Origin of the sequence: Paenibacillus barcinonensis (assembly GCF_003217495.1) — a bacterium.
GTDB lineage: Bacteria > Bacillota > Bacilli > Paenibacillales > Paenibacillaceae > Paenibacillus > Paenibacillus barcinonensis.
Window position 1 is genome coordinate 499,294 of the sequence record NZ_QJSW01000001.1, and the last position, 13,970, is coordinate 513,263.

Annotated in this window: 11 protein-coding genes; 3 read left to right on the plus strand and 8 right to left on the minus strand. The window is 48.8% G+C overall.

Going from position 1 to position 13,970, the window contains the following annotated elements:
* Window positions 1–48: 48 nt before the first annotated feature.
* Genes DFQ00_RS02425 through DFQ00_RS02435 form a run of 3 tightly spaced genes read left to right on the plus strand, consistent with a single transcriptional unit; the run spans window position 49 to window position 3,740 of the window.
* Complete coding sequence (locus tag DFQ00_RS02425; protein ID WP_110893751.1) at window positions 49–1,422, plus strand: YheC/YheD family endospore coat-associated protein; 1,374 nt, start codon at window positions 49–51, stop codon at window positions 1,420–1,422.
* A complete protein-coding gene (locus DFQ00_RS02430) occupies window positions 1,422–2,528 on the plus strand; it encodes a YheC/YheD family endospore coat-associated protein (protein WP_110893753.1) in 1,107 nt (368 codons plus the stop codon). The genes DFQ00_RS02425 and DFQ00_RS02430 overlap by 1 nt, the downstream gene beginning before the upstream one ends.
* A gap of 36 nt (window positions 2,529–2,564) precedes the next feature.
* On the plus strand, window positions 2,565–3,740 hold the full coding sequence (locus DFQ00_RS02435; RefSeq protein WP_110893755.1) for a YheC/YheD family endospore coat-associated protein: 1,176 nt from the start codon (window positions 2,565–2,567) through the stop codon (window positions 3,738–3,740).
* 177 nt (window positions 3,741–3,917) lie between these two features.
* Here DFQ00_RS02435 and DFQ00_RS02440 read toward each other — a convergent pair whose 3' ends face one another.
* The 8 genes from DFQ00_RS02440 to DFQ00_RS02475 form a co-directional block, all read right to left on the minus strand.
* On the minus strand, window positions 3,918–5,828 hold the full coding sequence (locus DFQ00_RS02440; protein WP_110893758.1) for an alginate lyase family protein: 1,911 nt from the start codon (window positions 5,826–5,828) through the stop codon (window positions 3,918–3,920).
* A complete protein-coding gene (locus tag DFQ00_RS02445) occupies window positions 5,825–6,160 on the minus strand; it encodes a cupin domain-containing protein (protein WP_110893760.1) in 336 nt (111 codons plus the stop codon). The genes DFQ00_RS02440 and DFQ00_RS02445 overlap by 4 nt, the downstream gene beginning before the upstream one ends.
* A gap of 90 nt (window positions 6,161–6,250) precedes the next feature.
* Window positions 6,251–7,651, minus strand: a complete 1,401-nt coding sequence (locus DFQ00_RS02450; RefSeq protein ID WP_110893762.1) for an ABC transporter substrate-binding protein — start codon at window positions 7,649–7,651, stop codon at window positions 6,251–6,253.
* Between the two features lie 130 nt (window positions 7,652–7,781).
* Complete coding sequence (locus DFQ00_RS02455) at window positions 7,782–9,389, minus strand: helix-turn-helix domain-containing protein (protein WP_110893764.1); 1,608 nt, start codon at window positions 9,387–9,389, stop codon at window positions 7,782–7,784.
* 14 nt (window positions 9,390–9,403) lie between these two features.
* Complete coding sequence (locus DFQ00_RS02460; protein WP_244213662.1) at window positions 9,404–11,200, minus strand: cache domain-containing sensor histidine kinase; 1,797 nt, start codon at window positions 11,198–11,200, stop codon at window positions 9,404–9,406.
* A 67-nt stretch (window positions 11,201–11,267) separates the two neighbouring features.
* The gene (locus tag DFQ00_RS02465) at window positions 11,268–12,152 is read right to left on the minus strand and encodes a carbohydrate ABC transporter permease (protein WP_110893768.1); all 885 of its coding nucleotides are present in this window, start codon (window positions 12,150–12,152) and stop codon (window positions 11,268–11,270) included.
* 24 nt (window positions 12,153–12,176) lie between these two features.
* Complete coding sequence (locus DFQ00_RS02470) at window positions 12,177–13,067, minus strand: carbohydrate ABC transporter permease (RefSeq protein ID WP_110893772.1); 891 nt, start codon at window positions 13,065–13,067, stop codon at window positions 12,177–12,179.
* A gap of 185 nt (window positions 13,068–13,252) precedes the next feature.
* Window positions 13,253–13,939: an HAD family hydrolase gene (locus DFQ00_RS02475; RefSeq protein ID WP_110893774.1), complete on the minus strand. Its 687-nt coding sequence runs from the start codon at window positions 13,937–13,939 to the stop codon at window positions 13,253–13,255.
* Window positions 13,940–13,970: the final 31 nt, after the last annotated feature.

Consider the following 13,970-nt stretch of genomic DNA (forward strand, 5'->3'; position numbering starts at 1 on the left):
TGCTTGCCATGGAGCACAAGGATCTTTTTCAGGATAGGAGGATAAATCATGAGTTTGACCTTTTGTAATCTGCATTTCACCCAAAAACCCGAAAAAGTAGTCTATGTATCCAATGCTTTAATGAAAAGCCTCAACCTGTCCGGCAAAAAAACAATTCATCTTCGCTTTGGCCGTGATCGCGTGCCTGCTACCATCAAACCGATTCGGAAAGCCGGGAAACATCTGTATCTGGCATCCGGCATCCGTAATCTAATGAATGTACCCAAACGTGGCAGCATCTATCTCCGCAATCTCCAGAATGATGAGGTTCAGTTAGGTCCGCTCATCGGCGTGCTGTCCGACGGCTCAGCCTCAAGCTCGAATCCGTTTGGCTCGCGTACAGGGTTCATTAAGCAGCTGCTCCGGGAAGGAAGCCGTAAATCTTATATTTATGCCTTCACTCCACGGGACATCAACTGGCAGAACGAGACGGTTTCCGGTTACTTTCTGAACGAAAGCGGCGGCTTTATCCGCAGAACCGTGCCGTTGCCTGATGTCGTTTACAACCGTTTGCCGAGCCGCCGCTCCGACTTTTCACCAGCGATCAATCAGCTGCGGGAACGATTTATTCGCCGCAAAATTCCTTTTTTCAACTGGAGCTTCTTCAACAAATCGGATATATACAACCTGCTGGAGAACGAGCCGACCGCAGGACGTTATATCCCGGAATCCATCACCAATCCTACAGTGGAACAAATGAAGGAAATGCTGGAGCGGCATCAGTTTGTCTATTATAAACCGACGGCGGGCAGTCTCGGCAACGGAATATATCGCTTAACTTATTCACCTAAACGCGGGTATTTTGCACGGTATCGTAAAAAGGGCGGCAATGCCCTGCTGCGCTTTGGCTCTTTTAACAGTCTGATGCGCATGCTGCAAGGCAGACATGGAAAGCACCTGCGCGGATACGTTGTTCAACAGGGAATACGCCTGATCGAGATTGACGAGTGTCCGATTGATTTTCGCTTTCACATGCACAAAAACGGAAACAACCAGTGGGTTGTTGTCGGCATCGGTGCCAAAAAAGCAGGACGCGGAAGTGTAACTACTCACATTAAAAATGGTGGATCTCTGATGACGCCTGAACAGGCGCTTAGCCGCAATTTTGGAGAACGTGCGGGCGAGGTTCTGCAGCAGGCGAAAGCCGTCGCTATTACACTGGCCCAGGCGATTGAATCCCAGCACCAGCATTTGATTGGTGAGATTGGCTTTGACCTGGGCATTGATCAGGAGGAACATGTATGGATGTTCGAAGCGAACGCCAAACCCGGGCGCTCCATCTTCCGTCACCCTTCACTCCGGCTGGAGGGAAAATCGTCGGTGGAACACATTTTGGAGCACTGCCTCTATCTGAGCAAATTTCGGAAGAGGGAAGGCATTTGATGAGCCTTCACGATGATTTCAAGCCTGTAATCGCCGTGCTCACCATGCATGATCAACAGCGAATGTTCAGAGGGAATCATCAAAATTTTCAGGATATTCTGGAGACGGGCGAGAGCATGGGATATGTCGTTTATATTGTGACGGTCCGTGACCTCAATGTGAATGGGCCTACTGTGAAGGGATATACGTACAACAAGGGGAGCGGCAAATGGATTTCACAGCCGTTCCCAATCCCTCACGTGTTATATAACCGCATTCCTAACCGGGAAGACGAGCGCAAACCTTCCGTTCAACGCAAAATTGATGAATGTCTGCAATCTGGCATCGAGCTGTATAACCCGTTCTTTTTCAACAAATGGAATCTGTTTGAATGGCTCAAAAAATCCAAGTCCACCCAGCGGCTGATTCCACATACTCGGCGGATGCGAAGTGCAGCTTCACTTGGCACCGTGCTGCGAACCTACCCTTATCTGTATCTCAAGCCGGAGAGTGGCAAAGCGGGCAAAGGAATTATGATGCTGAAATTTCAGGAAAAAGAAAAGCTGCCTTACCGGCTTAAAATACAAAACACCCGAAAAAGCATGACCTACAAGGCAGCGACGTTATCCAGGCTCTGGGCACGTATTCGCAAGGAAACCGGACATACGCCTTATATCATGCAACAAGGCATCGAGCTGGCCTCCTCTCATAAACGTCCTTTTGATCTCCGTGTGCTAGTGCAGAAGAACGGCAAGGGACAATGGAGTGTAACCGGCATCGGGGCACGACTGGCCGGCTCTCGCAGCATCACAACACATGTGCCTCGCGGGGGGACGGTAGAAGACCCGGAGAAGCTGCTCACCGATCTGTTCGGGGAAGAGATGACCGCAGCCATGATGAAACGGGTGAAGTCCACTTCCCTGATGATTGCCAGACAAGTTGAACGTGGCTCAGGTTATAAGCTGGGTGAAATGTCAATGGACCTGGGTGTGGATGATCTGGGTGAAATCTGGTTCTTTGAAGCCAACGCCAAGCCGATGAAATTCGACGAACCACAGATCAGACGACGTTCCTTGGAACGCATTTTCCAGTACAGCGCTTATCTAGCCCGCCAGTCCGCAAGATGACGGACAGAAATCTGTATACAAAGAAGGTGATTGTTTGTGTCCTCACCTGTTCTGGGCATTATGACGTTGTACTTGAATGAACACCGCGCTCTTGAAGAACGAAGCATCTATCGCCGGATGATTCTTGAAGGGCGCAAACGGGGACTGGATATTTACGTTTTCACTCCTGCGGATGTGCATTCCGGCGGCAGGCAGATCGAAGCGATGGTATATGATGAAAAAAACGGATGGTCCAGGGAATGGCGTGCCTTCCCGGATCTGATCTTTGACCGGTGCCGCATTCAGCGTAACCACCGTTTCCAGCAGCTGCTTGCCTTTCGTGAAAAGTATGGGCATATGCTCTTTCTGAATCGTCCACTCCGCAACAAGTGGACGATTCATCAAACCCTTTCCGAGAGACCGTCCTTCCGGCAGCATTTGCCAGAGACGGTGCTGTTTCAAGATATGTCCGATGTCAATCGTATGCTGAAGGTTTCCTCACTGATCTATCTGAAACCGATCAACGGCACGGGCGGACGTGGAATTCTGCGCGTAGAGCGCAGCACCAAGGAGCCCAGCACGGTGCTTGTTCAGGGCCGGGATCAGAAGCGGCGTATCATTACACCACGCAGAGTGCACCTATCAAGACTCGGCCCGCTTCTCCAGCACTGGAACATGAAGGATAAATATCTGGTGCAAAAAGGAATTCAGCTTCAGCTTCCCAATGGAAGAGTGCATGACTACCGTATGCTGGTTCAGAAAAATGGAGAAGGCCAATGGGAGCTGACAGGGTGCGCCGGACGGATGGGTGCAGAGAAAAGTGTCACCTCCAACCTGCATGGCGGTGGTCAGGCCGTTGCCATGGAACGGCTGTTGAAGCAGTGGATTCCTGAAGAGGAGCTGCGCTGGGAAGTAACAGCAACTGCCGAGAAGTTCGGCATTGATGTGGCCACATTTCTGGAGGATACGTATGGGAACCTTTGTGAGCTTGCCCTGGATTTAGCGATAGACAAAAACGGACACATCTATCTGCTGGAGGTCAATCCCAAGCCTGCTCGTGAAGTCTTTGCCCGCATTGGCGAACGCAGCACCTATTCCAAAGCGATTACACAGCCTCTTGAATATGCTTTGTGGGTATATCGTAACCGACCAGCAGGAACGACAAGAAAACCTTCTCCCAGGCCCGTTACGCACAAAGCTACACGGGTGAAGCGAAGCCGCAAGTCGAGATAGGAAGCGTTACTTGGTTATATTTATGATGTATAGGTGTATCTATATGTACGATTATGGCGATGCTCATGGATTTAAGAACAAGTGGAGAATGAAAACAGGATCGAAGGTTCATGCATCTGACCTCCAATCCTGTTTTCCCCTTTATTAACTATCTTGTGCCATGTTGCATGCTTGCATCTAGGTCCAGTTTACCGTATGCTCGTCCATTACAATCTGGCCTTCCTGACCTTGATGCGTATAAGACAGCGTCATTCGCATCTGCTCTGGTTCAAGGATATAGTCCGTCACTTGAATTGCTTCTTCTATCTCATCTGACGGCAGGCATATCGCGGCGACTCCCACTTTACCCGAAAATTGCGCTTTACCCTGAATAACGACCGTTTCGGACTTCGAGCCATATATTTCGGATACCCATCCTTCTTGTTCAGTGATATTAAACGTTTCCCTGCCCTTCCCCTCCATTGCAAATTTGATGCACACCTTCTCAGAGGTATGGTCAAATCGAATGCCTGCACGCTGCTTGCCATGCTCGTCCTTGACCAGCACAAGCCGTGCTTCAGGATGCAGATGGAACCGCTGCTCCAGCGTATGCGTATTCTCTGCGGCAAGCCAGTCTATAACCAGCAGCAGAGGCACCTTCTTGCCTGCAAGCACCCAGCGACGATGTGTCACCGGATCAGGCAGATGTGTGTATCCATCCTGGGAAGCATCCATGAAGTGATAATTATCCTGACTTTCATAACGATGGGTTATTGCCTCAGCCTCAGGCTCACCCCATTGCTGCGTAGATATATAAGGTGTCTGATCGGCTCCGTCTATGGTCACCGTATTATGCGCCCGTGTGCTTTTGAAATAATGCCGCCACTGTCCTTCCTCGTACGTGTAACGTCCGGTATCCGTGAAGACCAGGCGCTTATTCCACATCCACTCGATATTAAGTGCATCCGCATGACCGTGCGCGCCACCCATCGGAGCCGCATCAAAGAACAAATAGTGATGCTCGTCTCTCATGACATAGTATCCGGTCTGCGTAAAGGAACGACTTGGCAGCACACGCCCGGCCTCCGACTGCAGCCTGACACACTTCTCATATTTGGCTGCGCCGACTAACCAGAGACACTCCGAGCTGTCCGTACCTCTTGCCATCAAATCCTCATCGTTCAAAATAGCACCCAGCAGCGTCAGCCGCTGACGACCATCGCTCAGCCAGTCCGAATCGCCGATGCCTGTCGATTGATGATCCGGTCTGATCATCGCTTCGGTAAACGCAGCCATATTGCGCAGACACTCTCCGTACCATGCCGAAAACGGGTGTCCCGAAATGCCTGCCAGCAGATACGGTGTGCCAAACATTTCAATACTCGCATTATGGTAGTGAGTGTTCAGCTCCACCTGAATGCCTTCTTCATTTAACTGATGCAGCAGACATAGCTCGAGTCGTTCTGTAGCAACCTGACGCCAGAAAGGACTACGCGGGTGCTCCTTGTGAAATGCGGCAATCATAAACAAACCCTGCATATGCATAATAGCGTGATTGATCTCTGTACTGCCGAGATAATGAGTCAGGAATTCTGCATGCTCCTCGAGCCCCTGTAAAAATTCACTGCGAAAGGCGTCGTCCAGCTGCGGACTGTCTTGCATATATTTGTATGCTGCAATCCAGGATTGCACACGCAGACCTGTTTCAAGCAGCCGCCAAGGTCCCGGCTTCTGAAAATAAACAGCTTCATCATAGATCAGATCAACGGGTACCGGATTCTGCTCTCTCCAGGTACGGAAGTGATCTATAAATGTCGTCACGTACAAGGGATTGCCTTTCATCAGATATGCTTTACCCAGATCCAGCATATGCCAGTGTCTGTTGATGCCCCAGGTGAATTCCAGGTCGTTCGTCGGATTGTGTAGCCAATCGACGGGCGTTCCGAGCGGAATCCAGTTCGTCAGATCATTGGTATACGGGACGATGAATTCATTCAGCACAGCACGATTTGCAATCGTCACCGAATTTCTGGCTTCCTCCGGGAAATGCTGCTGGTAATAACGTGCTGCCTGCTGCAGTTCGTCAGCTGAAAGATAAAAGTCGTTCATTGGTCTGCCTCAAGAAAGTCCTGACGAAACGGTGTAAACACATCCAGTATGATCGCATCCTCCAATGCCTTCACACCATGAGGCACATTCAAGCCAGCATAAAAGCTGTCTCCCGCTTTGAGAATACGCGTTTCTTCACCCACTTGAACCTCGAAGCTGCCCTTTACAATATAGCTGACCTGCTCATGCGCATCGTGGGAGTGGACTTCACCGATTCCCCCTTTGCTGAACGTAACCTCTACCATCATCAGTGTGCCGCCCATACCTAAAATTTTACGCGAACTTGTCTCGTTAATGATGTGTGGTTGTACGGATTGCTGGTTAATGATCATTTGTTTTTCTCCTCTCCCCATAAAAAAATATGCTCCTCTATTAAATAGAAGCGGCCGAAGTGTTTAGACGACGGCCGCCATGTGTAATGCTTACTCTTGTGTAGACAGTTTACCTTGAAGTTTTGAGGAATCAAAGGATGGATCAGCCGTCACCTTGGTCAGGCCAGCCGCTTTGCTTTTCTCAAGTGCAGCATTATAACGTGTGTCCAGATCCTTGATGACAGCATCCAGATCACCACCGGTGAATACGTAAGCGGAGAAGGCTTCTGCCCATTTCATACCTTCCAGCGAGCTTTCCGTAATTACACCTGGATTTGCAGGGAAAATGGCGTCAATCTTTTTCGGCAAGAAACCTTCAATGCCAGGAATGCTTGGTTTTTTATCAGAGCTGAGCACGGCAGGAATCAGTGAAATACCATAACCTTTTTCATAGTATTCGCTTTGAAGATCTGTGCTGTAGACATACTCCATGAACTTCCACGCCGCTTCTTTGTTTTTTGAATCCGCATTGATGCCGATGTAAGAACCACCAATAACTTGTGAAGCTCCTTTAATCGTACCATCATCGGTTGGCACAGGCGCAGCACCCCAGTTCTCTTTGGTCGGGAACTGATCCTTGTAAACGCCAGGCTCACCAGAGTGATTGATGTACATCCCGATTTTGCCTTGTGCGAATTGCGCTCTCAGCGGATCAATATCCAGACTTTCCACCCCTGGCAGCATGCTGCCGTCCTGATTCATTTGACGGAGTGCCTCGGCGATCGACTTGTACATGCTGAAGTCGAATTGACCTGTTTTGTAGTTGAAGCCGTCGATACCTACGTTAGTGCTTGCACCAGCGATGGTGTTTGCCGCTCTCCAGAAACCGCTACCGCTCTTGAACGGGCTGGCAAAGCCGTAGATGCCTTCACTTTTGCCGACCTCCGTAATTTTCTTGGCATCCGCTACCATCTCGGCGATGGTTTTAGGCGGAGACGCAATGCCTGCCTTTTTGAAAATATCTTTATTGTACACCAGTCTCCAGATCTGGCCTGTATTTGGAAGGGTATAGACTTTACCATCAATGGTGTTTTTGTTTTCGATCAGGCTGTTCTTGAACGTCGTTTTCATCTCTTCGCTCATGTAGCCGTCAATTGGAGCAAGATACCCCTTTTGGTAATACGTTTGGAAATCATCAATCTGGAATACGTCCGGAGCCTGTTTACTCGCAAAAGCAATATCAACAGCCTGCGGATAATTGTCGCCCATAACGGTCATTTCTACTTCAATGTTATCTTTGTTTGTCTGGTTGAATTGATCAATTTTGGATTTCATAAAATCAGCATCATGACGGTCCGGAGTCCAGTAGACCACTTTCGTTTTGCTGCTGTTCTGATCTCCGCCACCAGCCGCTGTACCCCCGTCTGTTTTCGTTCCACTATCCGCAGAACAACCAGCTACTGTTAATGCAAGCACAGCACTTAGTGTAGTCATCATCCACTTTTTAACCATTGAAATGCCCCCTTATGCTTGTATGGACAACCTTGTTTGGCTCCCCGTTAACGTAATGATAAACGCTGTGCTGATGTCGAAGTGAGGGACATTCTGACTATGCATGGTGGGAAAAATGACGATCTATGTCCTATCCATTCTCATACATCTGTCTGAAGTGGGTAGGGGTCATACCACAATACTTTTTGAAAAGACCGCTGAAATAAGGCCTGTCCTCGTACCCCAGCATCTGGCATATTTCCTGTACCTGCACACCTGCAACGAGCAGCTCCTTGGCCTTTTCCATTCTTAGCTTCGTTATATACTGGATCAGGGTCATGCCTGTCTCCTTTTTGAAGGCATTGGCAAAGTAACTCGGACTTAAATGAACCGATTGGGCACAAGTCTGCAATGTCAGGTTTTCAGACAGATTCATGCTGATAAACTCCTGGGATTTGCTGATGGCCTGCTTCACATCTGTGAGTCTCTTTTTGTCCATAATTTCACAGCCCATGCTGCTGAAATGTTTGATGTAAGCTCCCCAGCCATCAAAGGTTAACGAGCGCATCGCTTCAAGTACGGTCAGATCAGCCTCCAGACGAAGACGCTCCTCCTCTGTAATTTCGTCACAGAAGGCCCGGTAGATTGCAAAGGCCAGTCCAGACAACAGGCGAATCATCGTCAGCGGCTCAGGAAAGCCCTTGGAATTCTGCCATGACTCCAGAATCTCATCAATGATCCGATGACAAGTGCTCTCATTGCCACATTTCAGTGCATAGAAAAGCTCTTTTTCCTTTTCCAATGGGTACACCGGGGCAACCACGTCCTGATTCTCCAGCTCTGCATACTGAAAAATGCAGTTCCCCTCACTATAAAAGCGATACGATATCGCTTTATCCGCGTTAGCGTAGGACATCCAGATTTCCTGAGGTCTGCGGGCGATGGTGCCCAGTCCGATCGAGATCGTCTTTTTGGTGTACTGTTCAACATTGTGGCGGCATTGCTCCATCAGCTCGGATACCTCAATCTGATCGGAGGTGTTAAATATTGCGGCCAGCCGGTACCGATTCTCACGAAGCACAACGCTCCGTGTATACCGACTCAGCGTTTCGTTCACGATATTTTGCACAGCAAAGGGAACAATCTCGGCATCCAGATGCATCGTAGAGCCGTAGCGTGTATACCCGTCCACCTCGATGACCATCACATTCAGATTCGACGATTCCAGCTCGATGCGCAGCTCATCCCATCGACTTTCATTCAGAAAGCCGCCAATCTCGTGCCGCAACAAGCCTAGAAGATAGCTTTGACGTTCATATTCACTGCTGCTAACCGCCTTCTGCTTCAGCTTCTGGAGTTGCTTTGACTTCGCCTGCTCATTCTCAATCACCTGCCGTACCTTGAGCACTGCACCCAAGATGTCCTCCGGGGTAAACGGTTTAAGCAGATAATCAAAGGCTCCCAGCTTGATCGCTTCCTGAGCATAGTGAAAATCGGAATACCCACTAATAAAAATAAATTTGGACCGCAGTCCGGCATCCATCGCTCGCTTCATGAGTTCGAGTCCGCTGAGCCGAGGCATTTTGATATCTGTAATCACGATATCCGGCTGCTGTTCTACGAGTAGGGACCAGCCTTGCTCTCCATTGTTCGCTGTGCCAACGATCCTGACCTCATGCTCCTGCCACGGAATAGTGGACGTTATCCCTTTAACCACAGCTTGAATATCATCCATAACACACATCGTCAATTGCTCCATACGTACACTCCCTCCTAGCTGATCGGAATAGTGATCACTACCGTGGTTCCCACATTGATTTCACTATTAAATACAAGCGAAGCCTGCTCGCCGTATTGCAGGTTTAATCGGTCAACCAGATTCGATATGGCATACCCTTTACGCTCTCCTGCTGGCGACTCTTCAGCAGACATTCTGGCCACGTCCATGCCGCATCCATTGTCAGCCACCTCCAGTCGCAGGGTGTCTTCTTGACGTTCAATTCGGATAAGAATGAATCCCGGATCTTCCTTATCATTAAATCCATGCAGAATCGCATTTTCTACGAGCGGCTGGAGCAAAATTTTCACAATTTCTATGCTCCTGCAGGACTCGTGCACCTCGATCCGGTATTCAAACAAGTCCTCGTAGCACTTCTGCTGAAGCTGCATATATTGCTCAACATGTTTGATCTCCTGCTCAACGGTGGTGATATCCCTCCCGTCATTCAGGCCAAGCCTGAAGAGCAGGGAGAGTGATACAATCATGGCGCTCACATCTTTTTTCTCTCCACTCTCGCTTTTCCAGAACATCGTATTTAAGGTGTTGTACAGGAAATGAGGATCAACCTGAGCCTGCAGCGCCTTCACTTCAAGCCGCCGCTTGTCCTGCTCTGTGGCACGCACCTCTTCAAACAAAATCTGAATCTGGTCCAGCATCCTGTTAAATCGGTGTCCCACCGCACTGACCTCATCATCATATTTGCTGCGGAACCTTACATCCAGATCATTGTATTCCACCTCAACCATCAGACGACGCAATTTGTTGAGCGGTTTCAAGAGGGCCGAGGATAACAGATCCGATAACCCGAGCGCAAGCAGTATGCAGAATAGCATAATCAGGATCACGAGCCAGCGAATTTTCCTGAGCGGTGATAACAAATCCGCCTTGGACTGAACGCTCACCATCACCCATTCCTCATTCATGGAGAGAGAGGAATAATTGACCAGCATATCTTCTCCCTGCCCGTTTGTATACGTGAAATCGCCTGAGCCGGAATTTAATCGTTGTGCAAAACCTGGCTCCGTTATCAGATCAAATGACCCCGATCCGGGACGAATGATCTCCCCACCATTTTTATGCAGCAAAAACAATTGTACCTGACTGTTCATCAAATCCTGATTCAGAATATCCCGCATTGCGGCCTCTCTCATGTTCACCACCATATACACTTCCGTAAATGTATGGTTATCCACCACAATCGGCTTGAGCAGCAAGGACAACACGTTGCCCCTGGATTGGAAAAGCTGACTCGGGTGTGAGCCGAACCACATCGTATTCCAGCCTGGCTGCTTCACAACCTCCCCGTATTCCTGCTCAAAGGCAGTGCTCTGGTTCGGAAAATCCTTTGTAGAGAAGAAGTTGCCGATGGGGGTCTTTAGGTACGCCGTATCAATCAGCGGCTCTACCAGCTTCAGCTGGGCAAATGTCGTCTGAAGCAGGGAGAGATTCTGATAATAACGCGTTTCATTATGATTTCGAACATCCTGCATCACCTGTGTAAACGTATCACTCAGCATGAATGAGTACGACGACACTACGATGTGGCGCAGATGCTCGTCCATCACCTGCACAGACTTGTTCAGGATGCTCTGTTTGAGTTGCAGGGCATTCCGCTCTATACTCCGCGCAGCAAAGAGATAAGAGCAGATGCCCGTTACACTGATGCATAAAACAACGAGAAATATATATATAATCTGTATTCGTTTTTTCAAAGACATTTGGTAGAAATAAGACATCATCGGCGGTCGCTCCTTGAACAAGGACTGGCCCTGTCCGCTGTAATTTAACAAGAGTATAGCACAGCGGAATCTGCTCGCAATACCGTTCCCGGAATCTGTATTCCTGCTCTTCGCCGTCCTAGCCTTTGACAGCCCCCAGCGTAACCTGCATAAACGACTTATTGGCAAAAATGTACACGACCAACAATGGCAAAATGGAGAGACAAGCGCCGGCCATCATCAACTGTACCTCTGCCGCAGCACCGATCCCGTAGCGCAAATTCGCCAGACCTACAGGCAGTGTTTGCAGCTTGGGATTACTCATCGTAAATACAAAAGGAAGAATATACTCGTTCCATGAGTTCTGGAATACACCCAAACCGGCAACCGCCAAGCCGGGACGCAGGAGCGGCAAAATAATACGCCAATAGGTTGTGAAGAAATTACAGCCGTCAATCATGGCCGCCTCGTCCAGCTCACGAGGAATGCTTTTGAAGAAGCCGACGAGAATAAAATAGGTTGCCGCATGAGCACTGATCAAAATGATAATGACACCCCATAAGGAATTGTTTAATCCCAGTTTGACCATAAGATCAAATTGCGGACGAAGCACCACTGCCCCAATGGATATGAACAAGGTGGATGCCATGAGCAGGGTGTAGGCTTTTTTGCCTTTAAAGTTAACCCGGTCCACGGCATAAGCTGCCATGGAGGATACCAGTAGTGTACCCACAGTTGTTGCAATGCTTACAAACACGCTGTTAACTGTGAAGCCGGAAAAATTCGCGGTCTTCCAGGCTTGGGCATAGTTCGTAAATTGCCATATTTTCGGCCAAATGGTTGCCCCGCCAGTCAGCTCCTGATTGGATTTGAATGAGCCTAACAATACCAGAATAATCGGGAACAACGACAGTAGCGCAATAATGATCAGAAATATAAAGAGCAACGTTCGCTTGGTCCAGCGCGCCCACCGGAATGAGCCTGTAGCAGTTGAACTTGAAGGTGCAAGCACGGTTTGAGTCATCATCGTTTCCTCCTGTTCATTCATTTAGTAGACATCATTAAGCTTTTTGGAAATCTGGAAGTAAATAAGCGTAACCACACCTACAATAAGAGCCGTTGTGAAGCCGACTGCACTGCCATATCCCAGCTGTTGAAGGGATTGCGTATCTGCGGATACCGGGAACAGCAATTTGAACAGGTACAGGTACATGACCTCTGTTTTCCCGTACGGTCCGCCCTCGGTTAATACCATAATGCTCTCGTAACCTTTAAGCGCGGTTGTGATCGCCAGCATAATGATCATCTGAAGCACAGGCCCGAGCAGTGGAATAGTAACATTGCGGAGCTTCTGGAACTCACTCGCCCCATCCAGTGAGGCTGCTTCATACAGCTCCTCTGGAATGCTCTGCAGACCTGCGATAAACAATAACATGTAGTTGCCGACTGCACCCCAGATCGCAATGATGATGGTCGTCAGCATCGCATGATCCGCACCCAGCCAGCTAATCGGCTCGCCAATAATGTGATATTTGAGCAGCAGCTGATTCAGAATACCGTTATATGAATTGAAGATAATAAAGAATACGATAGCCATAACCGAGGCACTGAAGATGGTTGGAAGATAAAAAACAGCTCTGAACAGTGAGCGCCCGCGCCACTTGCGGTTCAGTATAATAGCAAGAATAAGTGAGAGCGGGATCGTAACAACGAGTTTACCGAGTGCGTAAACCCCCGTATTTTTGACAGATTCCCAGAACTGTCCGTCTCGTATAATCCGTCCAAAGTTATCCAGTCCGATAAATACAGGTTTGCCGATGCCCTGATAGTCATAAAACATATAACGCAGAGCCCATAACAGCGGATAGATTCCGAATACCAATGTGAGGAAAAGGCTTGGCAGTATGAAGATGTAGGCGTTCAGTTTGGATGGTTTCATCAGAATCAGGCCCCCTATAGCTTTTGAATGAAAGTATAGAGGGATTTACAACCGATGCGGGATAGGGAAATCAACTTTCTACAGGGGAGAATGTGACTGCGTGATCAGAACAAAAAACCTGCATAGGCGTTAATCACGCCGTAATGCAGGTTTGTGGGATAGCATTATGAAATTCGTATAACAGCTTACTCCGCTTCCTCGTAAAGTTGAAGCAGCTCTGCAAAATCCGAGATCAGTGCATCCGATCCAGCCAGCTCTTCGTCTCTCCCGAATCCGGCATATGCACAGCCGATGACGGTTTGATGATTCATTTTACCCGCCTCAACGTCCGAGGAGCGATCTCCTACCATCCAGGCATCCTGAATCCGGTGTTTCTGGAGCAGAATCTGTACGAGATTGATCTTGGAAGGTGTCTTGTACTGTCCCGCACTGTATACCCCTTCAAACAACGGCATAATATCATGAGCAAAAGCGACCCCCTTGACATAATCCTCCAGACCGTTGCTGGCAACAAACAGACGAATTCCTTGAGCTTTCAGCGCTTCAAGTGTTTCTTTTACACCCGGATACAGCTTGGAGCTGCCTCCATCCAATCCTTCAATCTCCAGTTGCAGCAATAACTCATCTGCCCGGCGATGAGCCGCTTCGGATGCCTCAGGCATAACAATTTTCCAGATATCCTCAAGAAGCATACCCAGACTTCCAAGCATCCGCTCTTCCGGCGGCGTTTCACCCTCAAAATGTCCTTCTGCACGCAGCGTATCAAATAACTGATGGTAGGCAGGCAAAAGCAAGGTCTCTGTCTGAAATAACGTGCCATCCATATCAAAAATCATCGCTTCCGGTTTGCGCAGTACCGTTTTTTTCGTCATATCCATAGTTCCTTTCGGCGTGAGATAGAAA

Coding starts and splice junctions, on each gene's coding strand:
- DFQ00_RS02425 (WP_110893751.1), top strand. CDS start 49: ATGAGTTTGACCTTTTGTAATCTGCATTTCACCCAAAAACCCGAAAAA.
- DFQ00_RS02430 (WP_110893753.1), top strand. CDS start 1,422: ATGAGCCTTCACGATGATTTCAAGCCTGTAATCGCCGTGCTCACCATG.
- DFQ00_RS02440 (WP_110893758.1), bottom strand. CDS start 5,828: ATGAACGACTTTTATCTTTCAGCTGACGAACTGCAGCAGGCAGCACGT.
- DFQ00_RS02445 (WP_110893760.1), bottom strand. CDS start 6,160: ATGATCATTAACCAGCAATCCGTACAACCACACATCATTAACGAGACA.
- DFQ00_RS02450 (WP_110893762.1), bottom strand. CDS start 7,651: ATGGTTAAAAAGTGGATGATGACTACACTAAGTGCTGTGCTTGCATTA.
- DFQ00_RS02455 (WP_110893764.1), bottom strand. CDS start 9,389: ATGGAGCAATTGACGATGTGTGTTATGGATGATATTCAAGCTGTGGTT.
- DFQ00_RS02465 (WP_110893768.1), bottom strand. CDS start 12,152: ATGACTCAAACCGTGCTTGCACCTTCAAGTTCAACTGCTACAGGCTCA.
- DFQ00_RS02470 (WP_110893772.1), bottom strand. CDS start 13,067: ATGAAACCATCCAAACTGAACGCCTACATCTTCATACTGCCAAGCCTT.
- DFQ00_RS02475 (WP_110893774.1), bottom strand. CDS start 13,939: ATGACGAAAAAAACGGTACTGCGCAAACCGGAAGCGATGATTTTTGAT.